The 21,285-nt window shown below is 47.6% G+C and carries 23 protein-coding genes; 13 read left to right on the top strand and 10 right to left on the bottom strand.

Translation table 11 applies throughout. From position 1 onward, the window contains the following. Nucleotides 1-9 precede the first annotated feature (9 nt). From ELR70_RS06915 to ELR70_RS06890, 6 genes are read right to left on the bottom strand one after another with little or no spacing between them, the layout of a single operon-like run. The gene (locus tag ELR70_RS06915; protein ID WP_010386610.1) at nt 10-267 is read right to left on the bottom strand and encodes a BolA family protein; all 258 of its coding nucleotides are present in this window, start codon (nt 265-267) and stop codon (nt 10-12) included. A gap of 5 nt (nt 268-272) precedes the next feature. Continuing rightward, a complete protein-coding gene (locus ELR70_RS06910; RefSeq protein WP_054014289.1) occupies nt 273-566 on the bottom strand; it encodes an STAS domain-containing protein in 294 nt (97 codons plus the stop codon). Then, complete coding sequence (locus ELR70_RS06905) at nt 559-1,242, bottom strand: ABC transporter substrate-binding protein (protein WP_082353145.1); 684 nt, start codon at nt 1,240-1,242, stop codon at nt 559-561. Before ELR70_RS06905 ends, ELR70_RS06910 begins: the two co-directional genes overlap by 8 nt. A gap of 5 nt (nt 1,243-1,247) precedes the next feature. Further along, complete coding sequence (mlaD, locus tag ELR70_RS06900; RefSeq protein WP_054014288.1) at nt 1,248-1,793, bottom strand: outer membrane lipid asymmetry maintenance protein MlaD; 546 nt, start codon at nt 1,791-1,793, stop codon at nt 1,248-1,250. 14 nt (nt 1,794-1,807) lie between these two features. After that, entirely contained in the window at nt 1,808-2,584 is a 777-nt protein-coding gene (mlaE, locus tag ELR70_RS06895) for a lipid asymmetry maintenance ABC transporter permease subunit MlaE (protein ID WP_054014287.1), read from the bottom strand. Beyond that, the gene (locus tag ELR70_RS06890; RefSeq protein ID WP_082353144.1) at nt 2,584-3,390 is read right to left on the bottom strand and encodes an ATP-binding cassette domain-containing protein; all 807 of its coding nucleotides are present in this window, start codon (nt 3,388-3,390) and stop codon (nt 2,584-2,586) included. Before ELR70_RS06890 ends, mlaE begins: the two co-directional genes overlap by 1 nt. Before the next feature lie 228 nt (nt 3,391-3,618). Between ELR70_RS06890 and ELR70_RS06885 the strand changes: the two genes are divergently transcribed. From ELR70_RS06885 to mgtE, 12 genes are all read left to right on the top strand, one after another. Next, complete coding sequence (locus tag ELR70_RS06885; RefSeq protein ID WP_054014286.1) at nt 3,619-4,578, top strand: calcium/sodium antiporter; 960 nt, start codon at nt 3,619-3,621, stop codon at nt 4,576-4,578. Between the two features lie 9 nt (nt 4,579-4,587). Then, nucleotides 4,588-5,559, top strand: coding sequence for a KpsF/GutQ family sugar-phosphate isomerase (locus tag ELR70_RS06880; protein ID WP_054014285.1), 972 nt, complete (start codon nt 4,588-4,590; stop codon nt 5,557-5,559). Beyond that, nucleotides 5,560-6,111 (top strand): 3-deoxy-manno-octulosonate-8-phosphatase KdsC, encoded by a 552-nt coding sequence (gene kdsC, locus ELR70_RS06875; RefSeq protein WP_054014284.1) that lies wholly within the window; start codon nt 5,560-5,562, stop codon nt 6,109-6,111. Then, nucleotides 6,108-6,662, top strand: a complete 555-nt coding sequence (lptC, locus tag ELR70_RS06870) for an LPS export ABC transporter periplasmic protein LptC (RefSeq protein WP_054014283.1) — start codon at nt 6,108-6,110, stop codon at nt 6,660-6,662. The genes kdsC and lptC overlap by 4 nt, the downstream gene beginning before the upstream one ends. Next, complete coding sequence (lptA, locus tag ELR70_RS06865; RefSeq protein ID WP_054014282.1) at nt 6,652-7,191, top strand: lipopolysaccharide transport periplasmic protein LptA; 540 nt, start codon at nt 6,652-6,654, stop codon at nt 7,189-7,191. The genes lptC and lptA overlap by 11 nt, the downstream gene beginning before the upstream one ends. Further along, nucleotides 7,188-7,913: an LPS export ABC transporter ATP-binding protein gene (gene lptB / locus ELR70_RS06860; protein ID WP_046005318.1), complete on the top strand. Its 726-nt coding sequence runs from the start codon at nt 7,188-7,190 to the stop codon at nt 7,911-7,913. Before lptA ends, lptB begins: the two co-directional genes overlap by 4 nt. A gap of 44 nt (nt 7,914-7,957) precedes the next feature. Continuing rightward, nucleotides 7,958-9,466 (top strand): RNA polymerase factor sigma-54, encoded by a 1,509-nt coding sequence (locus ELR70_RS06855; RefSeq protein WP_054014281.1) that lies wholly within the window; start codon nt 7,958-7,960, stop codon nt 9,464-9,466. Nucleotides 9,467-9,491: 25 nt separating this feature from the next. After that, nucleotides 9,492-9,779, top strand: a complete 288-nt coding sequence (gene hpf / locus ELR70_RS06850; protein ID WP_010386630.1) for a ribosome hibernation promoting factor — start codon at nt 9,492-9,494, stop codon at nt 9,777-9,779. Nucleotides 9,780-9,781: 2 nt separating this feature from the next. Continuing rightward, nucleotides 9,782-10,237 (top strand): PTS sugar transporter subunit IIA, encoded by a 456-nt coding sequence (locus tag ELR70_RS06845; RefSeq protein WP_054014280.1) that lies wholly within the window; start codon nt 9,782-9,784, stop codon nt 10,235-10,237. 12 nt (nt 10,238-10,249) lie between these two features. Further along, nucleotides 10,250-11,095, top strand: coding sequence for an RNase adapter RapZ (gene rapZ, locus ELR70_RS06840; protein ID WP_046005315.1), 846 nt, complete (start codon nt 10,250-10,252; stop codon nt 11,093-11,095). Then, nucleotides 11,092-11,370 (top strand): HPr family phosphocarrier protein, encoded by a 279-nt coding sequence (locus tag ELR70_RS06835; RefSeq protein ID WP_054014279.1) that lies wholly within the window; start codon nt 11,092-11,094, stop codon nt 11,368-11,370. The genes rapZ and ELR70_RS06835 overlap by 4 nt, the downstream gene beginning before the upstream one ends. Before the next feature lie 180 nt (nt 11,371-11,550). Then, nucleotides 11,551-12,909 (top strand): magnesium transporter, encoded by a 1,359-nt coding sequence (gene mgtE, locus ELR70_RS06830; RefSeq protein ID WP_054014278.1) that lies wholly within the window; start codon nt 11,551-11,553, stop codon nt 12,907-12,909. Between the two features lie 24 nt (nt 12,910-12,933). Here mgtE and pmbA read toward each other — a convergent pair whose 3' ends face one another. After that, the gene (gene pmbA, locus ELR70_RS06825) at nt 12,934-14,280 is read right to left on the bottom strand and encodes a metalloprotease PmbA (protein ID WP_054014277.1); all 1,347 of its coding nucleotides are present in this window, start codon (nt 14,278-14,280) and stop codon (nt 12,934-12,936) included. A gap of 200 nt (nt 14,281-14,480) precedes the next feature. Here pmbA and yjgA point away from each other — a divergent pair, with 200 nt between their 5' ends. Continuing rightward, complete coding sequence (gene yjgA, locus ELR70_RS06820) at nt 14,481-15,002, top strand: ribosome biogenesis factor YjgA (RefSeq protein WP_054014276.1); 522 nt, start codon at nt 14,481-14,483, stop codon at nt 15,000-15,002. 56 nt (nt 15,003-15,058) lie between these two features. Here the strand turns inward: yjgA and tldD are convergent, their stop codons facing one another. The 3 genes from tldD to ELR70_RS06805 are packed head-to-tail and all read right to left on the bottom strand — an operon-like array spanning nt 15,059 to nt 21,244. After that, entirely contained in the window at nt 15,059-16,513 is a 1,455-nt protein-coding gene (gene tldD, locus ELR70_RS06815) for a metalloprotease TldD (RefSeq protein WP_054014275.1), read from the bottom strand. Next, nucleotides 16,506-17,330 (bottom strand): carbon-nitrogen hydrolase family protein, encoded by an 825-nt coding sequence (locus ELR70_RS06810; RefSeq protein WP_235577061.1) that lies wholly within the window; start codon nt 17,328-17,330, stop codon nt 16,506-16,508. Before ELR70_RS06810 ends, tldD begins: the two co-directional genes overlap by 8 nt. Further along, nucleotides 17,327-21,244 carry a YhdP family protein gene (locus tag ELR70_RS06805; protein WP_160317355.1) on the bottom strand — a complete coding sequence of 1,306 codons (3,918 nt, stop codon included), beginning with the start codon at nt 21,242-21,244 and terminating at the stop codon, nt 17,327-17,329. Before ELR70_RS06805 ends, ELR70_RS06810 begins: the two co-directional genes overlap by 4 nt. Nucleotides 21,245-21,285 lie beyond the last annotated feature (41 nt).

The raw sequence follows: 21,285 nt of genomic DNA, 5'->3' as shown, positions 1-21,285 counted from the left end.
GGCTCCAGATTATTGAGGTAAGATAAATTTGCGCTCGCGTTGCCACTCTGTGGGCGTAAAAGCTTTGATGCTAACGGCGTGGATTGTTCCGTCTTTGATCACTTCCATCAGGGGGGCGTAGACCATCTGTTCGCGCTTAACCCGGCGCAGATCTTCAAAACAACCGCCAACCGCGATCACTTCGTAATGGCTGCCTTCTGATTTAACTTTGACTTCGTCAAGTTCCAGCGCTTCTTGTAGTAAAGCTTCGACTTGGTTTGTTTCCATTGGACTCACTCAAATAGGTTGCTGACCTGACCTAATGCCATTAGGTTTTGTAGCTGATCAGGTACGTTTTTTAACTCAAGACGTACGTCTTGCTGCTTTAATTTGCCTAAAGAGTGAATTAACCAAGCTAAGCCCGCGGTGTCAACCCTGGATACCTCAGAAAGGTCAAAATACAGGACTGACTGCGCATTTTCTAGCAACTGGTTAAGAAGCGATTCATTTGTGAGGCTATCTCGGGTTAATTCCCCGACGACCGCCACTGTATCAGCGGCGGGTTTGGTAAATTGCAAATTAGGCATTGCCGTCATCACCTCGAAACTGCACAGGCAGCTTGCTTTTCTTGTCCAGTAACTCAATTACATGCTCAATACCTTGCTGACGCAATATACCGTGCAGCTCAGATTGTTTGGCATCCAATAGACTGATCCCTTCAGCCATCATGTCAAAGGCACGCCACTGGCCATTGCTATCGCGGCGCACTTTAAAATCGATTTTAATATCTGGCTTGCCAGCTTCAACGATCTTAGTTTTCACAATGGCAATTTTGTCATCTTCAGCATCACGAGCTGGTTCAAACTCGACTTTCTGATCTGTATATTGAGTGAACACACCTGCGTACGTTGCCACAAGATAAGACTTAAACACATCAATAAAAGTACGGATATGTTCTATCGCCTGGCGCTTCTCTTCCTTATCTTCGATATTGCGGACTTTCTGAATATGACTACCCAATACACGATAGGCGGCATATTTGTAATCGATATACGGTAACAGCTCCTCTTCAACGATCACCCGAAGATGCTCTTTGCTCTGCTCAATTTTAGCCTGATCTTTGGTCACACGCTTAAATGTATTATCTGCAACCTGTTGCACCATAGTATAAGGGTTAGTCATGTCTACTTCGCTGGCAGACACGGTACTGGCCAGTACAATAAGAAAAACGCTTACGATGAATCCCAAAACTTTCGCCATCATGGTCATTACTCACTACTTTGATTGAACAGGAATTGGCCGATCAGTTCTTCCAGAACTAATGCTGACTTGGTGTCGGTGATCATGTCACCATCTTTAAGAGCAGCGCTTTCAACGCCAAACAATTCACCCAGATCGAGCTCATCGTTACTTACCACTTCTTCACCTAAACAGCTCTGCTTGGCGGATTTAGAGGCAATCACTGGGGAAATACCCAGGTATTGCTCGCCTAATATACCTGAGGTGAGAATGGAGACCGACGTAGTATCTGAGAATTGACACTCATAGTGTCTGTCAATGCTCATGCTTACGACAGGCACAAACTCTTGTGGATGGATACTGATCCCATCAACGCGACCAATTACCACCCCACCCACTTTGATAGGTGCGCGTGTTTTAAGTGATCCGATGTTGTCAAACTTGGCCTGTAGTGTGTAGGTTTCACTATTGCCGCTGATCCCTGCATTCGCAACTTTGAGCGCTAGCATAACAAAGGCGGCCACACCCAAGGCAACGAACAGGCCGACAAGTATTTCAATTTTCCGTGTATTCATGTTTCTACAAACCCTTAACTTGAAAACATCACTGCTGTCAGAACAAAGTCGAAGCCCAGAACAGCAAGAGAAGAATGAACCACCGTTTCTGTGGTGGCTTTACTGATCCCCTCGGATGTTGGGATACAGTCATATCCTTTGTATAGCGCAATCCAGGTCACGATCAGCGCAAATACAAAACTTTTAATCAAACCATTGACAATATCCTGCTCAAACGAGACCTGAGATTGCATAATGGACCAGAAACTACCTGAATCAACACCCAGCCAATCGACGCCAACTAAGTGCGCGCCAAGAATCGCAATGGCGGAGAAAATCAAAGCGAGCAGCGGCATGCTGATGAAACCTGCCCAAAAACGCGGTGAAATCACCCGTTTTAATGGATCAATTGCCATCATTTCAAGACTGGATAGCTGTTCTGTCGCTTTCATCAGGCCTATTTCAGCGGTCAATGCACTGCCCGCCCGACCTGCAAACAGTAATGCTGTTACCACAGGCCCCAGTTCTCGTAATAAGCTCAGCGCGACAAGCGGCCCCAGGCTGTCTTCAGCCCCGTAATCAACCAGTACTGTGTACCCTTGTAAAGCCAGTACCATGCCAATAAACAGACCGGAAACCATAATAATAAGTAACGACTGATGGCCAACCATATAGAGCTGGCGTACCAACAAAGGTCCGCCTTTTCTGATATTGGGCATACTACACAGCGCCCCAATCAGCATTCTGGTCGCCCGGCCTAATGAGGCAAATCGACTCAGCGTCTTATGGCCTAATTTCTGCAAAAAATCCATTAACGGCTTCCCCCTGCAAGTAGCTCATCTTCATAAGGCGCTGCATCAAAGTGGAATGGTACAGGCCCATCAGAATGGCCTTGCAAGAATTGTTGTACCAAAGGTGATTCATGGGCCAACATCTGCTCAGGTGTACCACTACCAATAACACCTTGCTCGGCAATGATCACTACATGGTCGGCAATACTTAGTACCTCGGTTACATCGTGCGTTACTATCAAGGAAGATAATCCCAATACTTCATTCAGCGATTTAATCAGGCGCACTAAGACCCCCATTGAAATCGGGTCTTGCCCTGCAAACGGCTCGTCATACATGATCAGTTCCGGGTCAAGCGCGATGGCTCTTGCCAACGCTGCACGGCGCGCCATACCACCTGATAACTCAGAGGGCATAAGATCCCGAGCGCCACGCAGACCTACAGCCTGCAGCTTCATCAGCACCACCAGACGGATCAGCTCTTCACTTAGTTTGGTATGCTCGCGCAGCGGGAACGCAATGTTGTCGAATACTGACATATCCGTGAATAAGGCCCCACTTTGGAACAACATGCTCATTCGCTTACGAGCCTGATACAAAGCCTGACGGGACATAGAAGGAATACTGTCACCAGAGAAAAGAATCTCACCGCTATCCGGCTTGAGCTGACCTCCGATCAGCCGCAACATGGTGGTTTTACCGATACCACTGGGCCCCATGATGGCCGTAATCTTCCCTTTGGGAACGGAGAAACTCATATTTTTGTAGATTGTCCTTTCACCACGAGAAAAGGTCAAATCCCTGACTTCAACTATTGACTGCGTCAAGTCGCTCTCCACATCATACTTTTTCAATTGTGGAATAATACGTTGTTTTGCCGTGAGATGGAAAACCCTTAATGGTAAAATTTTGTAATTCATTCGCCACAATTCTTGTGCGAAATTGACACTATTATATGTATTTGCATAGCCTAAAGCCGATGACTTTATTTATACATTTGGTAAGCTATTTGATACTATCAGCGCCATTGAATTTAGTAACTTGGCTTAGACTTCATGGTTTTATCGTTTGTCATTCTCATTCTTGGATTCATTGCCCTGGTTTGGAGTGCTGATCGTTTTGTTTATGGCGCAGCGGCTTTAGCCAAAAACCTCGGGGTACCAACGTTAATTGTGGGTTTGACTATCGTTGCAATGGGCTCTTCGGCGCCCGAGATGATGGTAGCAGCGCAGGCGGCGCTTGCTGATAAAACAGACACCGCCGTTGGTAATGCAGTAGGCTCCAACATTGCCAATATTCTAATGGTGCTCGGGATTACCGCGTTGTTGCGCCCGCTCGGTGTTAGTTCAGGGATACTAAAACGAGAAATGCCATTGCTGGTGCTCGTCTCTCTGGCCGCCTGGCTGATAATCAGCAATAACTATTTCAGCGCAACAGAAGGCTGGCTGCTGCTAGGCGGCTTTTTTGCCTTCATTGGTGGCCTCATTTATATTTCCAAAAACAGTAAAGGAGATCAGGAAGACCCATTGGTCTCGGAGGCCTGTGATGAAGTGCCTGACGACGTACCAATGAGTAAAGCACTATTTTGGTTAGTCGTCGGTATGGTGCTACTACCGATCAGTGCCGACTACCTGGTTGATTCCGCTGTAGACATCGCAAAATACTTCGGGATGAGTGATTTGCTGATTGGCCTGACAATTATTGCCATTGGCACTAGTCTGCCCGAACTTGCTGCATGTGTTGCAGGCGTACTTAAAAATGAAGACGATCTGGCGTTAGGTAATATTATCGGCTCGAACATTTTCAATATCCTGGCGGTCCTATCTATCGCTGGCATATTAAATCCAGCCGAATTGGACAGTAACATTGCTAACCGGGACATATATGTCATGCTGGCCGCAACAGCTGCATTGGTACTGATGAGCCTGAGCCTGAAAGGTCGCCGACAGATCAATCGTATTGAAGGTGGTTTGCTCTTGAGCGCTTTCGCCGGTTATATGTACTTCATTATTTAAGGAAGCAGCATGAACACCCACAATTTTATTGGCTCTGCCAAACAAGTCCTGGAGATAGAAAAGCAGGCTATTGAAGAAATTACCCAGTATATTGACACCCAGTTTGCCGCGGCTTGTGAACTCATGTTGCAGTGTCGTGGTCGTATAATTGTCGTTGGTATGGGCAAGTCTGGTCATATTGGTAATAAAATTGCTGCAACACTGGCCAGCACAGGTACACCTGCGTTTTTTGTTCACCCAGGTGAAGCAAGCCATGGTGATTTGGGGATGATCACGGCAGATGACGTTGTGCTACTGATCTCTAATTCTGGGGAAACCCATGAAGTGCTGGCCATTGTGCCTGTGATTAAACGCATTGGCGCACAGATCATCAGTATGACAGGCAGCGCTGAGTCAAGTATGGCCAAGCTGGCAGATATTCACCTGTGTATTAAAGTATCAAAGGAAGCCTGCCCGCTGGGGCTAGCGCCGACAGCTAGTACCACTGCAACTCTGGTAATGGGAGATGCATTGGCGGTGGCATTACTGGAAGCTCGGGGTTTTACAGCAGACGATTTTGCTCTGTCTCACCCCGGTGGCAGCTTGGGAAAACGTCTGCTGCTAACACTCGCAGATGTGATGCACTCTGGCAAAGCGGTCCCTATTGTGGCCCAAGGCTGCACTATAACTGACGCTTTATTTGAAATGTCAGGTAAAGGTCTGGGTATGACAACCATTGTCGATGATAAAGGTCAGCTTAGGGGCTTGTTCACAGATGGGGACTTACGTCGTATTATTGAACAACGGCTTGATTTGCATAACACTTTAATCGAGTCCGTGATGACGAGGCACTGTACAACAGTGAGACAGGATATGTTGGCAGCAGAAGCACTACATATCATGGAGAAAAAACGCATCAATGGTCTCATCGTTATTGATGAGCAAGGCTGCCCAATCGGCGCGTTAAATATGCAAGACTTACTGCGAGCAGGAGTATTATAAATGCTGTTTTCTGACCTATACCAGCCCATTGACGATGCAGTTGTTCGTAAAGCGCAGGCAATTAAACTCCTGATCTGTGATATCGATGGTGTATTTTCTGATGGCCGTATTTATCTGGGCAATCAAGGTGAGGAGCTTAAAGCCTTCAATACTAAAGATGGCTTTGGGATCAAAGCACTGATCAACGGTGGCGTTGAAGTTGCCGTGATCACTGGCCGTCATTCACAGATAGTTAAGCAACGTATGACTAGCCTCAACGTAAAATACATCTATCAGGGGATGGAGGATAAGTTGCAAGGTTACGCCGAGTTGAAAGATAAGTTGCAACTTGCAGACCATGAGGTTGCTTACATTGGCGATGATGCCCCAGATTTACCCGTGATGCTAAAGGTCGGCCTGTCTGTTGCAGTGAATGATGCACACCCCATGGTACTCCGCCAGGCTGACTATACCACCTTGTTGCCCGGCGGCTATGGTGCAGTGCGTGAACTGACTGATTTGCTGTTGCTGTGTCAGAATAAGCCCTTAGGATATGAAGGCAGCAGTGTATGACCGTACTTCGTGTCCTATTACTCTTTGCATTCAGTCTGACCATGCTTTGGCTGTGGTATCCTTATTTAACGCAATCGGGTCAAACAGCACCGCAATCAGAAGAAGTATTGGCCAAACCTGACTACGTCGCGCTCGATCTTAAGCAGACCAATTATGCCGAGAATGGCCAGCTTAGCTACCAAATCACCGCGGACAGAATGGAGCTTTATCAGGAACTCGGCTTCAGCCACTTTACTGCGCCCATCTTTACACTTCACAATGATCAGCAAAACTGGCAACTAAAAGCCAATGAAGCCACTTTGTATGGCAACAACACGCTGATCCTAGAGGGCAAGGTACAAGCCACAAACCTCACTGACAATGCGATGATTAAGCATATCAACGCCGATCATGTACAGGTCGATATAAATGAAAAGCACATGCGCTCTGAACATCCGGTTGAAATTACCGGGCCCAACTTAACGATTTCAGGTAAAGGCCTGGTGGCCGATCTCAATACCGAAATCATTGAACTCATCAACCACACTAAAACGATTTATTATGAGCAATAAATTAACTTATTCCCTGTTCCTTCTGTGCACCTTAAGTGCTTTTCATCCAAGCGCTTATGCCGAAGATACGGTAGCCGACCAGGTCATTATCAGCTCGGGAACTCAGCTGGCCCAATTGCAAACCAACATTGGCGTATTTGAAGAGAATGTTGAAATCATCCATGGTGACCGAACAATTTTGGCAGATCGTCTCGAGGTCCATCGCAGAGAAGAGCTGGGTAAAAACAAGCAGCTGCTGGTTGCTACAGGTAGCCCGGCGGTGTTTCAAGAGCGCCAGGCAGATGGCTCACTACTAAAAGCAACCGCCAAAGAAGTACGTTATGATGTGGCAAACCGTATGCTGACCATCAAAGGCGGAGCAGAAATAAGTCAGGCGGGTCAGAAAATCAGCGCACAAACCATAGTCTATGATATGGAGAAAAAGCTGATCAGCGCGCAACGGGGCGATCAAGAGAAAAATCGTGTAAGAACCATTCTTTTACCCGAAAAAGAGAGCAGTAAAAATTCACAAAAGAAGGGTAATCCGTGAGCAAGTTAACAGCCACAGCACTGGCCAAGAGCTACAAAGGCAGACAAGTTGTCAAAAACGTCGAATTGAGCGTTGAAGCTGGCAGCATTGTTGGCCTCCTTGGCCCTAATGGTGCAGGTAAAACCACGACCTTTTACATGATCGTCGGCCTGGTGCCCAGTGACAAAGGCAGCATTCACATTGATGATCAAGATATTACCTTGCTGCCTATGCACAGCCGGGCAAGGTTAGGCATTGGTTACCTGCCTCAAGAGTCCTCTATTTTTCGCAAACTGACCGTCTATCAGAATCTGATGGCCATTTTGGAAACCCGTAAGGAGCTCAATAAAGAGCAGCGGGAAGTCATCCTCAACGAGTTATTAGATGAATTTAATATCCAGCATATTCGGGATAGCCAGGGCATGGCCTTGTCGGGTGGTGAACGTCGCCGGGTAGAAATTGCACGTGCCCTTGCGGCAGATCCAAAATTTATCTTATTGGATGAGCCTTTCGCTGGCGTTGATCCCATTTCGGTGTTAGATATAAAGAAAATTATAGAACACTTAAAAAACCGCGGCATAGGCGTGCTGATCACCGACCACAATGTACGTGAAACGCTGGACGTCTGTGAGAAAGCTTATATAGTGTCACATGGTGAACTGATAGCAGCAGGCACCCCGGAGCATGTTCTGGCCGATCAAACCGTGCGGGATGTCTACCTAGGTGAGCAATTCAGGCTATAGTTATAAGATTAGAAGTAAATAACAAAAAGGATTGTTAGAGATACATGAGGCAATCGCTACAGCTGCGCATGGGGCAGCAACTGACAATGACACCACAGCTGCAACAGGCTATTCGTCTGTTACAGTTGAGTACGCTAGATCTCCAACAAGAAATCCAAGAAGCGCTTGATAGCAATCCTTTGTTGGAAGTGGAAGAAGGTGAGTCTGAATCACACGATAATGAAACACAGTCCAAATCGGATACTGAGTTAGAACAACATGCGACCAATGATAATGACAGCTTTGAGGACTCGGCTGTCAGTGACTACGAACAAGACAGCGATGCTGCATTAAACAAAGACACTGTGAGTGACGATCTGGCAATGGACGTCACCTGGGATGAGTACATCAGTGCCGCCCCGGCAAGCAGCTCAGGCCCTATGCCTGAAGATGAAACCATCTATCAGGGTAAAACCACAGAGACGCTGCAAGAATACATGATGTGGCAACTAGAGCTCACCCCCTTTAGTCCAACTGACAGGGCCATCGCCCTGGCAATAGTCGAAGCCGTTGACGATGCAGGTCTGCTGACTATCAGCTGCGAAGACATTGTTGAGAGCATGAATCAGGATAATGATGAAGAACTGATAGAATTGGATGAAGTCGAAGCAGTACTAAAACGTGTTCAATTATTTGATCCCGTCGGTATTGCTGCGCGCAGCTTGCAAGAGTGTCTGTGTATCCAGCTCAATCAGTTTGACTCTGCCACTCCCTGGCTCTCTCAAACCAAAGAAATTCTGACAGAACATATCGATCTACTCGCAAGTCGTGACTACCGAACTTTGATGAAAAAGACTAAGCTCAAAGAAGCTGAGCTTAAAGAAGTCATGACCCTGATCCACAGTCTTAATCCAAAACCTGCCGCCAGCATAGTGCAAGAAGAGGCCGACTATGTAATCCCGGATGTTTCGGTCAAAAAGGTGAAAGGTCGCTGGGTTGTTGAACTAAACCCGGACTCTATGCCGAAGATCAGAGTAAACGATCACTACGCTGCAATGTCCCGTTCAGTAAAGTCGAGCACTGACAGCCAGTTTATCCGCTCGCACTTGCAAGAGGCAAAATGGTTTATTAAAAGTCTCGAAAGCCGCAATGAAACTTTATTGAAAGTTACCAATTGCATTGTGCAACAACAACAGGCATTCTTTGAACATGGCCCCGAGGCAATGAAGCCGATGGTACTCAATGATGTGGCCGAAATGGTCGACATGCATGAGTCCACGATTTCACGTGTAACAACGCAAAAGTATATGCACACGCCACGCGGTATTTATGAGTTGAAGTATTTCTTCTCAAGCCATGTCAGCACTGAAAACGGAGGAGAATGCTCTTCGACAGCAATCAGAGCATTGATCAAAAAGCTAATTGCCGCAGAAAACACAGCTAAGCCATTAAGTGACAGCAAAATTGCGGATGTATTGGCAGATCAAGGGATCAAAGTGGCTAGACGTACAATTGCCAAATACCGAGAGTCTTTGGCTATCCCACCGTCGAATCAGCGTAAAAGCTTGATTTAGACGTAACTACAGAAGGAAAATGCTTATGCAACTAAATTTAACTGGTCGACATGTAGAAATCACCGATTCGTTAAGAGACTATGTAACAAACAAGTTTGCGAAGCTAGAAAGGCACTTTGATCACATCAATAACGTGCATGTAATCCTAGATGTCGAAAAGCTCATTCAAAAAGCAGAAGCCACATTACATGTGAACGGGGGGGAGATCTTCGCCTCAACCGAGCACCGGGATATGTATGCCGCAATAGACGGACTTATCGATAAGCTTGATCGCCAAGTGATTAAGCACAAAGAGAAGCTAACTCGACACTAATCATGAAACTAAGCTCATTGATTTCACAGGACTGCAGCAAAGCTGCGGTCCTTTTTAATAGCAAAAAACGCATCTTAGAATACATCAGCGAGTTGGCTCACAGCCAGCTGCCTGATAGCAATGCCCATGACATCCTGGATGCCCTACTCAGTAGAGAAAAACTTGGCAGCACAGGAATAGGCAAAGGGATTGCATTACCCCACGGTCGCCTTTCAGGGATCGATAAAGTAGTCGCTATGCTCCTCGTGAATCAACAAGGCATTGCCTTTGATGCCATCGACAATCAACCCGTCGACATTTTTGTGGCACTCATCGTACCGGAAGGAGAAAATCAACAACATTTGCAGACCTTGGCAACAATCGCTGATAAACTTAAAAACAAGGTGTTTTGTAAACGTATCAGGCAAGCTCACGATGATCAGGAGTTATTCTCGATAATTGAAGAGTTTGACAACTAACGGAGAGTGTTTGTGCAGCTAATTATTGTCAGTGGTCGTTCTGGCTCGGGAAAGTCGGTCGCCCTTCGCGTACTGGAGGACTTGGGTTACTACTGCGCCGATAATATCCCTGTCAACCTGCTGCCCGCTTTAGTGCGCAGTGTGTCAGACAGCTATGATAAAATTGCCGTAAGCGTGGACGTACGTAACCTGCCAAAAGATCAGCAAGAACTCGACGACATTTTGGAATATTTACCCGGATTTGCGGAACCTAATATTTTTTATCTGGACAGTGAAGACCAAATCCTGATCCGTCGCTTTTCTGAAACACGTCGCCTACACCCGCTATCACTGGCGGATCTGTCACTGGACAAAGCAATAAAAAAAGAAAAAGAGCTGCTTGACCCGCTTATCCGTCGCGCCAACATTACCATTGATACCACAGATATGAGCATTCACCAGTTGGCAGAGCGGATCCGGGAAAAAATCCTGGGTAAAAAAGACAAACAATTAATTATCACCTTTGAATCTTTTGGCTTTAAACATGGTATTCCAAAAGAAGCTGATTACGTATTTGATGCTCGTTTTCTACCTAACCCTCACTGGGAACCTGAACTTAAGCCTTTGACTGGACTAGACAAACCCGTTATTGATTATTTGGCCAGTCACAGTCTGGTGCAAAAGTTTACCTGGCAAATACAAACCTTTGTGCAAACCTGGTTACCGCATCTGGAGCGCAATAACCGCAGCTACCTGACCATTTCAATTGGCTGTACTGGTGGTCAACACCGCTCTGTTTATCTGGCTCAAACGTTAGGTGAGCGCTTTGCACGAACACATAGCAATGTAAAGATCCATCATCGCGAACAAGAAAAATGACACAACGCTTTGAAGATACCTTTTTAATCCAAAACAAACTTGGCCTGCACGCCCGTGCAGCCAGTGTTTTGGCAGAGCTTTCTGCTCAATTCGACGCCAATATCATGCTCTTTCAGGGAGAAAAAGAGGCTGAAGGAGACAGCGTATTAGCGCTGCTATTGCTAGAAAGTAGTCAGGGTAAAGAAATCAAGGTCGTGTGTGAAGGGCCAGATGCCGAACAAGCTTTGAGAGCAATTGGAAACCTGATCGACGATAAATTTAACGAGTCCGAATAACCCTCTCCCCCAGCTTACTACAGGCACCACCTGTGACTTAGCAACCATCAGCACCACTTTATACTGCTTTTTTAGTTATACTAATTGATATTAAAACAGCTATAATTATCATAAGCCTATAATCAATGCGCTTTACATTCATGACAAGCTTAATTGTCGACTATCCAATCTGGGACGCCTATGCCTGAAGTTTTTGAACAAGACTACACACTGGAGCTATTACAGCAAGTTACCAATGCCCTCAACAGTGGTCAGTTTGTTCAAGTCAGGCGCACATTAGCCGAAATTCCGCCCTGCGACACCGCATTACTCCTGGAGTCCTCTCCGCATAAAGTCAGAACCCTACTTTGGCAGTTGGTTGACCCGGATATTCAGGGTGACGTATTAGAAGAACTGTCAGAAGACGTACGACTCAGCATCATCGCCAAGATGGAACCTGAGCTCATTGCTGCGGCAACCGAGGACATGGACGATGACGATCTTGGTGAAGTCCTGAGAAGCCTGCCTGATCCTGTTTATCAGGATGTTATCGGCGCTATGGACTCGCAAGACAGAGCTCGCGCAACACAGGCACTTTCTTATGTGGAGCACTCCGCCGGCGCCCTGATGAACACAGATACGGTGACTATTCGCCCGGATGTGTCATTGGACGTTGTCTTGCGTTACTTGCGCCTTAAAGGTGACCTCCCTGCTGGTACTGATGATCTGTACGTTGTTGACAAAGACAATTGCTTTTTGGGTTCCCTGTCTATCAGTGTGTTACTCACCAGTCAGCCAGATAAGCTCGTCAAGGAACTCATGAACGATGAGCGTGAGACTATCCCTATTTCCATGGATGAAAGTGACGTAGCTCAGCTGTTCGAACGTCACAACTGGATCTCTGCCCCGGTAGTCGACGATAACGCACACTTGTTGGGGCGTATCACCATTGATGATATCGTTGATGTTATTCGTGAAGATGCTGAACATAGCCTGATGAGTATGGCGGGCCTTGACGATGAGGAAGATACCTTTGCACCAGTCTGGAAAAGTAGCCGGCGCCGTTCAATCTGGCTAGGGATCAACTTGCTTACAGCGCTGATGGCCGCTTTTGTTGCCAGCTTTTTTGAAGGCACCCTAGATATTTTGCCAATCCTGGCTGTCTTAAATGGCATAGTTCCAAGTATGGGTGGGGTTGCCGGTAGTCAAACTCTTACCCTGGTTATTCGTGGTATTGCACTTGGGCACGTGAACGCCACTAACCAGCGCTTTTTACTAGGTAAAGAGCTTGCCATTGGCGCCTTGAATGGATTGCTCTGGTCACTGCTCATTGCAGGTGTAATTGCACTGTGGCAATGGGATTTTGTACTAGGTGGTGTGATCGCTTTTGCAATGTTTATGAACCTGGTCGCCGCAGGTATTGCCGGTGCCAGCATACCCTTGATCCTGAAGAGGATGAACATAGATCCTGCTCTGGCAGGCAGCGTGGTGCTCACTACAGTGACCGACATTGTAGGTATTTTCGCCTTCCTGGGCACCGCAACCTGGCTGCTGGTTTAAGCAGCCAGAGCTCTGGTATGAATGTTACTGACCAGCAATTTGCATGCTTTCAATTAGCACTGAGCCAGTTTGTACTGCACCTCGGGTTTCAATGTCTCCGCCAATGGCTTTGACAGACTTGAACATGTCTTTAAGATTACCGGCAATGGTGATCTCACTAACCGGATATTGGATCTCTCCATTTTCTACCCAAAAACCCGCTGCACCACGCGAATAATCGCCTGTGACCGTGTTTACGCCCTGCCCCATCAGCTCTGTCACTAACAAACCGCGCCCCATTGTGCGTAGCAAAGCCGCCAGATCAGGTTCCGTTGCTTGTACCAACCAGTTGTGTATCCCGCCGGCATGGCCTGTGCTGCGCATACCTAAGCGTCTAGCGGCATAGCTGGGTAACAGATATGTTTCCAGCACACCACCACTGATAATATCACGTGCTGTTGTTTTGACACCTTCAGCATCAAACGGGCTAGACGCTAAAGCCTGTAACATGTGTGGTTGTTCCTTGATGGAAACACAGGGGTCAAACACCTCAGCTCCCAAACTATCCAACAAGAAACTCGACTTACGATATAAAGCGCCACCACCAATTGCCGATACCAAATGACCAAACAGGCTGTTAGCAATGTCCGCACGAAACACCACAGGCACCCGCATGGTAGCCAGTTTGCGGCTATTTAGCTTGGCCAGTGTTGACTCAGCCGCTTCCACCCCCACGGCTTTGGCATCTCGCAGTTGTGTATGCAAACGTGAAATTGAGTAGGCGTTGTCGCGTTGCATAACGCCATTTTCTTCACCTATCACCATAGTACTTAAAGTATGTCGGGTACGCGGGAAACCAGCCAAAAATCCGTGGCTATTACCATAGACGCGCAAGCCCTGATGACTGGCCACACTGGCACCATCAGAGTTGACAATACGAGGATCGAAATTCAATGCAGCCTGCTCTGCTTCAAGGCATCGCTTTACGCCTTCTTCAGGGGTCAGAGTCCAGGGGTGAAACAAATCCAATTCAGGCACTTTTGTTGGCATTAGATCCGCATCGGCCACACCATTACACGGGTCGTCAGAGGTAAACTTAGCGATTTCGACCGCTTTTTCCACCACAGAACGCAAGGCGTTAGGACCCAAATCGGCAGTCGATGCCGAGCCTTTGTGCTGACCCACATACACGCTCAGCCCCAGTCCGCCATCTTGATTAAATTCTATCGTTTCAACTTCACCCATACGAGTGCTGACAGACAAACCCGAAGTCCGGCTCATCGACGCCTCAGCGGAGGTCGCGCCGAGTTGCTTTGCGTAGTCAAGGACATCGGACACTGCCTGTTTTACTTCATCAATCTGCGTCCAAATGGGATCTTGCTGCTGGCTCATGTTTTTCTTCCACAAATCATAGTTCTCCCTTAATCCTAACACAGCCGGCGCCATTACGCTGTGACTCGCTCAAAGATTCTGGTGGCCTTACGTGCATAATGCATTATGCGTACACAACATGCAGTTGCTATTGCAAACGTTACTGCTTTTCTTACTTCTGGTATAATCTGTTCATTGATAACTTAAGTAAGTGCGACACCATGGCCAAAAAACCGACTCAAGAGCCAGAAGAAGAGATCATTTATGTCTCGAAAAGCGAGCTAAAACGCGATGCACAACAGTACCATCAGCTAGGTGTTGATATCGCGCAGTTAGGTAAGAAACAAAGAGAAAAGATCCCACTCAACCCTGAACTGGTTGCAGCTATGGATCTAGCCGATAAGCTGCGTGGTAAACATGACGCTTACCGCCGCCATCTGAACTTCATCGCTAAACAATTGCGTACCACCAGCAATGTAGATGAATTACAACAAAGCCTGGACCTGATATTAAACAGGAACAACCAGGCCGATGTATTACTCAATCAGGTCGAAAAGCTCAGAGACGAACTGATCGCCAAAGGCGACGACAAGATCAACGCCCTGCTTGATGAACATCCAACGTTGGAGCGTCAAAAACTGAGACAGTTGGTACGTCAAGCGAAAAAAGAACAACAGGCGGAAAAACCGGGGAAAGGCTACAAAGAGCTGTTTCAGTTGCTTAAAGAATTGATTTTGCCATAACAATGGCGATGTGTACCCGCAGTGTTACGCACATTGTTATACTGCGGGTGATTTTCTTAGGCGGTACCACCGACGGTGAGTTCGTCGATTTTCAGACTGGGCTGACCCACTCCAACAGGCACACTCTGGCCGCTTTTACCGCAGACACCAACACCCGTATCTAACTCCAGATCATTACCTAGCATAGAAATTTTTTGCATTACATCCGGACCATTACCAATTAGCGTGGCACCTTTAATCGGCCGCGTTACTTTACCGTCTTCGATCAAATAGGCCTCCGACGCGGAAAACACGAACTTACCAGATGTAATGTCTACCTGACCACCGCCGAAGTTAGGGGCGAAGATCCCCTTCTTGACCGACGCTATAATCTCACTTTGACTATGTTCTCCTGGCAGCATGTAGGTGTTGGTCATTCTTGGCATTGGCAAATGCGCGTAAGATTCACGTCTGGCATTACCAGTCGGCGCCACCCCCATCAACCTGGCATTGAGCTTATCCTGCATATAACCTTTCAGCACGCCCTTTTCGATCAAGACGTTATAACCGGCCGGTGTCCCTTCATCGTCAATGTTCAATGAACCTCGCCGATCATTCATCGTACCATCGTCTACCACTGTGCACAGGCTGGAAGCGACTTGCTCGCCTACACGGCCGCTAAATGCGGACGCCCCTTTGCGGTTAAAGTCGCCTTCAAGGCCATGACCAACAGCTTCATGCAATAGAACACCTGGCCAGCCAGCACCTAATACCACAGGCATAGTACCTGCTGGTGCATCAACCGCCTCCAGGTTAATCCGAGCCTGGTGAACTGCTTTCGAGACATACTCTTGCCACCGCGGTTTACCATCAACCAACTCGCGGAAATAGTTGTAGTCCAGACGCGCGCCGCCGCCCGCACTGCCCCGTTCACGACGACCATTTTTAGCCAGTAATACAGAGCAGTTTAAACGAACCAGAGGGCGTATATCCGTTGCAAAGGTGCCATCACTGGCTGCAACCAACACTTCCTCGTAGACGGCAGACATTGAGCTAACCACCTGCTCAGCCTCAGGGGCCAATTCACGGATAGCAGCTTCTACTTCACGTAACAAAGCGACTTTTTCAGAGTCACTCATACTCAGCAGCGGCTGAGTTGCCTCAAATTGGGTCGCAGCTTTGACATCACTGAACACCTGCACCTGTTTGTCTTCACCTTGCTGTGCAATGCTTCTGGCCGCCATTGCTGCCTGATTCAATGCTTCGATATTAATGGCATCAGAGTAACTAAAACCGGTTTTTTCACCACTAACTGCACGCACTCCAACACCGCGTTCTATATTGTAACTGCCCTCTTTGATGGAGCCATCTTCCAGCACCCAGGTTTCATGATAGCTAGACTGAAAATACAGGTCAGCATAATCCACCTTATGCTGATGAATATATGCCAGCGTCTGCTGCAGCTGCTCCCGAGTTAAGTCACTGTCAGCCAGTAAATGTTGTTCAACGTGCTCGCTACCAAAATTACTCATAAAAATCGCTCTTAAATCGGTTATGTGCCGCTACCGGCATTTTCTGTCGGATGGCATGCAGTTCTGCCAGGTCAACTTGTGCGTGAATAATGCCCACTTGGGTTGACGCTTCAGCCAAACAGGTACCCCAGGGAGACACAATCAGGCTATGGCCATAGGTTTGTCGACCATTCTCGTGATGTCCCACCTGAGCCGCAGCCACCACATAACATTGTGTTTCTATTGCCCGCGCCCGTAACAAAGTATGCCAGTGCGCGTCTCCAGTTACCGTTGTGAATGCACTGGGTACCAGTATTACCTCAGCCCCTTGTTCACGCATCACTTGATAAAGACCGGGAAAACGCACGTCATAGCAGACACTTAATCCCAAACGGCCAAAAGGGCTTGCCACTGTGGTTACGTGTTCGCCAGCGCGGGTCAGAGTAGATTCCCGATATTGACCCGCATTATCTGCAACATCTGCATCAAACAGATGGATCTTATTATAGCGTGCAACTTCCTTCCCTTCATTGTTAAACAGCAAGCTGGCAGCATAGTAGCGACCTTCACCATCTTTAATAGCAATAGTGCCGGCAGCTAACCAAATATCAAAGTCCCGACAAAGCTGTTGAATTTGTCCGATCCAATTGAGACTTTCCTCAGCTTGTACCAGCGTCTGTTGTGGCGTTTCACAAAACGCCAACCATGATTCGGGCAAACACACCAGCGCAGGCTGCATTAAGGTCTGTGTCTCAAGTAGTTCCCGCAACTGCTTCAGGTTGTGCGCAGGGTGTGTCCCTGAGCACATTTGTACTGTATAGATATGACTGATACTCACGGCTTTTCCTCTTTAACCGTTGAAGGCTCAGTTGCTGTTTTGACTGCTGCGCCAGAACCGACTTCCGGTGTACTCTGTTTTCCTAGTTGCTCAGTTTGTTCCCCTTCTTGTTGAGACTGTGCTGGTCCCTCAGGGTTGTCAGGTTTGGCACTCGGAGGTTTAGGTAATTCAACTTCCCGGCTCTTACGGTCCAGTTCCGTGACAACAGGTTCTGTCATAGTACCTGTCACTTTGAATTTGATCTCTGAAATCACTCGCGCAGAGTGGATCACCTTGTCAATTGCTAACGCGGCAAGGCCCGTCACAGGGTTGACCATCCAACCAACAATAACGGGTAAACTCGACGTAACCTGAGGGGCCACGGCCAACTCATAATCAATGGCCTGGCTATTGAGATCGGCATAGCCCTTGGCTGACAGATCAGCAGGCACCCCATCCAATTGAGTGTCTTCAGTATAGACAACCCCTTTACTCAGTTGGAAAGTCCCATCAATTCGGTTGTAGAAAAACCCTTTAGCAAACACGTCACGAAAGTCTAGCTTGAGCTTGCGCACCAGTGAATCCAGACTGAGTAGAGAAAACACTCGTGCACCATGATCACTTATCTCCGCCAAATGCCCCTCGCCCAGTTGCCATTTAACTTCTCCCTCTAAACTGGCAACATCAAACTCGTAGGGAGGTTCAGCCCAGTTCAATGCAAACTCAATATCCGCACTGGAATCCTGAACGCTAGAGGTGATATCAAATTCTTCCATAAGCTGGCCAAAATCGTCACTGGTAAGAGTTCCGTTAAAGTAGGTTCGACCATCGCGCCAACCACCACTGCCTGTTAGCAAGTGGTCGCCCTTATCGACGCTCAGCTGATTGATCAATAATTCTTCACCATTGCCTGCTAATACCAGCTTGACCTTATCGAGCTGATACTGAGTAATTTTGCAGTCATCACAGTTAAATTCAATGGCAGGTATGCTTGCTAACCACTGATGTGGATCTTCAGTGTCACCCTCCTTGGGCGTATCCTCAGCCATGACAGCGTTTTCTTCTCTTGCAATCGGGTTCAAACGCAGATAATCCGCCTGGATCTGAATAGGCTGTGCCGAATTATTATTCGGGATCTGTACTTGTGCACGCAGCTCTTTACCGTTCAATCTAGCCTGTAACCCTTGAGTATCTGGAGTTAAGCTTAATTCGAAGTCACTGACGGCAAGCTCAACTGCATTCAACTGCGCAATTTGGGCACGTAACTCACCAAAGGCGGGTAAAATTCCCGGCTCAGCGGACGTTTGCTCAACCTGCGCAATGATGCGTTCAATAAACGGCAACCAGGGTGCCAAAGTAAGCTGAGGCTGGGTAATTGTGATATTAAAGCCGGGTTTACTTAATGCACTATTAACATTGGCAAGAACCAGCTGAGCACGTTCAATCTGGCCACTATTGTTGTCCAAAATACCATCAAAATAGAGTTGTTCCCCCAGCGCCACGCTGATTAGGTTAGAAATATCATCGCCACGCACCTGCGCTTGTAATTGCATACGCTCATTGGCCAGCTTACCAACCGGCATGGGTAAATCTACTGTGACGCCCTGCAAGTCTGATGTAAAGTTTGCTTCGTAGCTGAATCCTTGCTCCGTAAAATCGAGCATCACACGCCCAGCGAGTAGCGCTTGTCCATCGACAAACCCATCCATTAAACCTTGTGTCAGCGGCATCAGCTTGCCACTGTCTGCATTCAGTCTAGTCTCAATTGCTAAACGGTAACGACTGCTGTCTCCTTGTCCGGATAAACTAAAGAGCAAAGGCATACCGCGCCACAATGCGCGCGTATTGTCCAATTCAATATTGTCATCAATGAAATTTAGCGTACCACTCAACTTATCGAGTGCCATACCCGGCTGCTGCAAATAGAGTGTATTATCATTAAATTCGACGGACCCCAATACATTCACATCCAGCGAAGCCAAATCAATTAGCAGGTCAACATTGCCCGTTACATTTCCCTGGACCTGAGCAACCTGAAGAATATCAGCAAGAGGGTCTGCGATGGGGGTTGCACTAAAGAATGCGGCCAATGTGCTGGCCTCTGTGGTATGGGCAATATTCACTGTCAGCAGATCCGTTTGTTCAAGATCAGCCAAACTGACAACAACCCCAGTGCTCAACTCCTGATTTAATAATGTGCCTCGATTCACGGTGATATCCATCCGCTCATCCGCAAAGTGCAAGGTCACATCACCATCGTGCAAAGCCGCCCAGTCTGGTGCAAAAGCGAATTTAGCTTTATCAATACGCGCTAGCACCTCAAAACGACCCTGATGGTCGCGATAGGGAAATTGGTTTAACGGTCCGGACAGCAACACCTGAGTATGCCTCAGTCGTCCTCCCTGGATCCCATTATTCAAATAGTCGACCAGGTTTTCATTCATCAGTTGTAGCGGAAAATATCGTCCTGCGATGCTGGCATCACCACCGAACACATCGGCATAGAGATCAAGCTCTGGCTCCTCTAGCAAACGCAAGTGCATCTCCAGAGCCACGCTCAAATCATCGTTACTAAGCCACAAGTTATCCGATAAAACGTGCCACTGCTGCGCCTCATCGAGGTAAAAGTGAATATCACCATTGAGCTCGTTGACTGTTATTGGAGCGATAAACTGCTCTTCTACCTGCAATGTTTGATTCTGAGCACTGATTGTCACCACGCCACGATCGGGCATCAGTGTCAGTTCAGCATTCAATCCGGAAAAGCCAGGGATCCCACCATCTTGCAACCAGCCAATATCCTGCAGGGCCAACCACATCGACATAGGTTTATCGTCTTCAAGTGACAGTTTGGCCGCAGTGACCTGGCCAAATGGAGAAAGTGTTTTTACTTGCTTTGCCCAGTCAAAGTGTGTCAGCGACACAAGCTGAGCAACAAAAGTCAGATCCAGTTGCTGCCCCCACAAAGTGCGCTCATTCTCGCTAAATTGCCCCTGAATGCTTAACGGCGCAAGGCTTTGCTTATCCCGTGATAGCTGTAACTCGGAGCTGCTCAGCGCCCACCCACCTTGCGCTGGCTGCAAGTAGAGAGACCCACCTTGCACTGCCAGTTGCTTGTCGACTTGTTCCTGCTGCCAACTAATATGGCTAGGTAACCAATCCACTAAGACATCTTTAAGTTGCCCTTGCTCCAACTGCGCCCAAAGCTGCATATTAACACTGGAGTTGACCTCGCCGTATTGAGGGTCAAGGTAGGCCTGTAGCCAACTCATTACTTCAACCTGTTGCGCGTCGATAAAGATATCGCCCGCCATGGCTTTAAGTTGCTGACCATGGAAACGAAAGCGCGCGTTGAGTTGCCCCTTAGCGAGTCCGGGCAACGAGATTTGCCCCTCTCCATGATGCATGTCTGCACTATTTTGCCAGATCAGATCTGGCACCAGTAAAGTATGCGAAGTGTCATCACTGAGCAGTAAAGTCACCTGGCTATTCTGAACCGCAAAGTGCCCAGTGTCGCCCAGAAAGAGCTCTTCAATCAACGCATGTTGCTCGAACTCTCCGCTGCCCCCCTCCATACCGGTCGTCATCGCATCAATATCTAGCGTGGCATCAAATCCATCAAGCACAAAATAATTGGAAACCAGTCGCCACTGTCGAACGGATTCAACCAGATTGAGCTGCAGGCTGGTTTGTGCAATATGTAAAGAAATAGGCGAGAGGAGGTTGTCTTCAAAACTGACATCACGTAACACCAACGCAGGCCCGTTACCCTGCCAGCTGGCACTGATGCTACCAATATTTAACTCGACCCCGAGTTGCTGATAGAGCAATGACTCTATGTCGTTTTTATACTCATTGGCGTAAGGCAAACTATATTTGACCACCGATACCAGGACGGCAAGCAGCACCAATGTGACAGCAAACACCTGCCACATCTTTCGCACACAAAAAAAACAAACCGTCTTAACTTGCATCA

It is taken from the genome of Pseudoalteromonas sp. R3 (genome assembly GCF_004014715.1).
GTDB lineage: Bacteria > Pseudomonadota > Gammaproteobacteria > Enterobacterales > Alteromonadaceae > Pseudoalteromonas.
The sequence above is the reverse complement of the archived record's forward strand: the minus strand, read 5'-3'. Positions and strand labels throughout refer to the sequence as shown.

Excerpts from the sequence above, each read along its gene's own strand:
- ELR70_RS06915 (WP_010386610.1), bottom strand. The coding sequence starts at position 267 with ATGGAAACAAACCAAGTCGAAGCTTTACTACAAGAAGCGCTGGAACTT.
- ELR70_RS06910 (WP_054014289.1), bottom strand. The coding sequence starts at position 566 with ATGCCTAATTTGCAATTTACCAAACCCGCCGCTGATACAGTGGCGGTC.
- ELR70_RS06905 (WP_082353145.1), bottom strand. The coding sequence starts at position 1,242 with ATGATGGCGAAAGTTTTGGGATTCATCGTAAGCGTTTTTCTTATTGTA.
- mlaD (WP_054014288.1), bottom strand. The coding sequence starts at position 1,793 with ATGAATACACGGAAAATTGAAATACTTGTCGGCCTGTTCGTTGCCTTG.
- mlaE (WP_054014287.1), bottom strand. The coding sequence starts at position 2,584 with ATGGATTTTTTGCAGAAATTAGGCCATAAGACGCTGAGTCGATTTGCC.
- ELR70_RS06885 (WP_054014286.1), top strand. The coding sequence starts at position 3,619 with ATGGTTTTATCGTTTGTCATTCTCATTCTTGGATTCATTGCCCTGGTT.
- ELR70_RS06880 (WP_054014285.1), top strand. The coding sequence starts at position 4,588 with ATGAACACCCACAATTTTATTGGCTCTGCCAAACAAGTCCTGGAGATA.
- kdsC (WP_054014284.1), top strand. The coding sequence starts at position 5,560 with ATGCTGTTTTCTGACCTATACCAGCCCATTGACGATGCAGTTGTTCGT.
- lptC (WP_054014283.1), top strand. The coding sequence starts at position 6,108 with ATGACCGTACTTCGTGTCCTATTACTCTTTGCATTCAGTCTGACCATG.
- lptA (WP_054014282.1), top strand. The coding sequence starts at position 6,652 with ATGAGCAATAAATTAACTTATTCCCTGTTCCTTCTGTGCACCTTAAGT.
- ELR70_RS06855 (WP_054014281.1), top strand. The coding sequence starts at position 7,958 with ATGAGGCAATCGCTACAGCTGCGCATGGGGCAGCAACTGACAATGACA.
- hpf (WP_010386630.1), top strand. The coding sequence starts at position 9,492 with ATGCAACTAAATTTAACTGGTCGACATGTAGAAATCACCGATTCGTTA.
- ELR70_RS06845 (WP_054014280.1), top strand. The coding sequence starts at position 9,782 with ATGAAACTAAGCTCATTGATTTCACAGGACTGCAGCAAAGCTGCGGTC.
- ELR70_RS06835 (WP_054014279.1), top strand. The coding sequence starts at position 11,092 with ATGACACAACGCTTTGAAGATACCTTTTTAATCCAAAACAAACTTGGC.
- mgtE (WP_054014278.1), top strand. The coding sequence starts at position 11,551 with ATGCCTGAAGTTTTTGAACAAGACTACACACTGGAGCTATTACAGCAA.
- pmbA (WP_054014277.1), bottom strand. The coding sequence starts at position 14,280 with ATGAGCCAGCAGCAAGATCCCATTTGGACGCAGATTGATGAAGTAAAA.
- yjgA (WP_054014276.1), top strand. The coding sequence starts at position 14,481 with ATGGCCAAAAAACCGACTCAAGAGCCAGAAGAAGAGATCATTTATGTC.
- tldD (WP_054014275.1), bottom strand. The coding sequence starts at position 16,513 with ATGAGTAATTTTGGTAGCGAGCACGTTGAACAACATTTACTGGCTGAC.
- ELR70_RS06805 (WP_160317355.1), bottom strand. The coding sequence starts at position 21,244 with ATGTGGCAGGTGTTTGCTGTCACATTGGTGCTGCTTGCCGTCCTGGTA.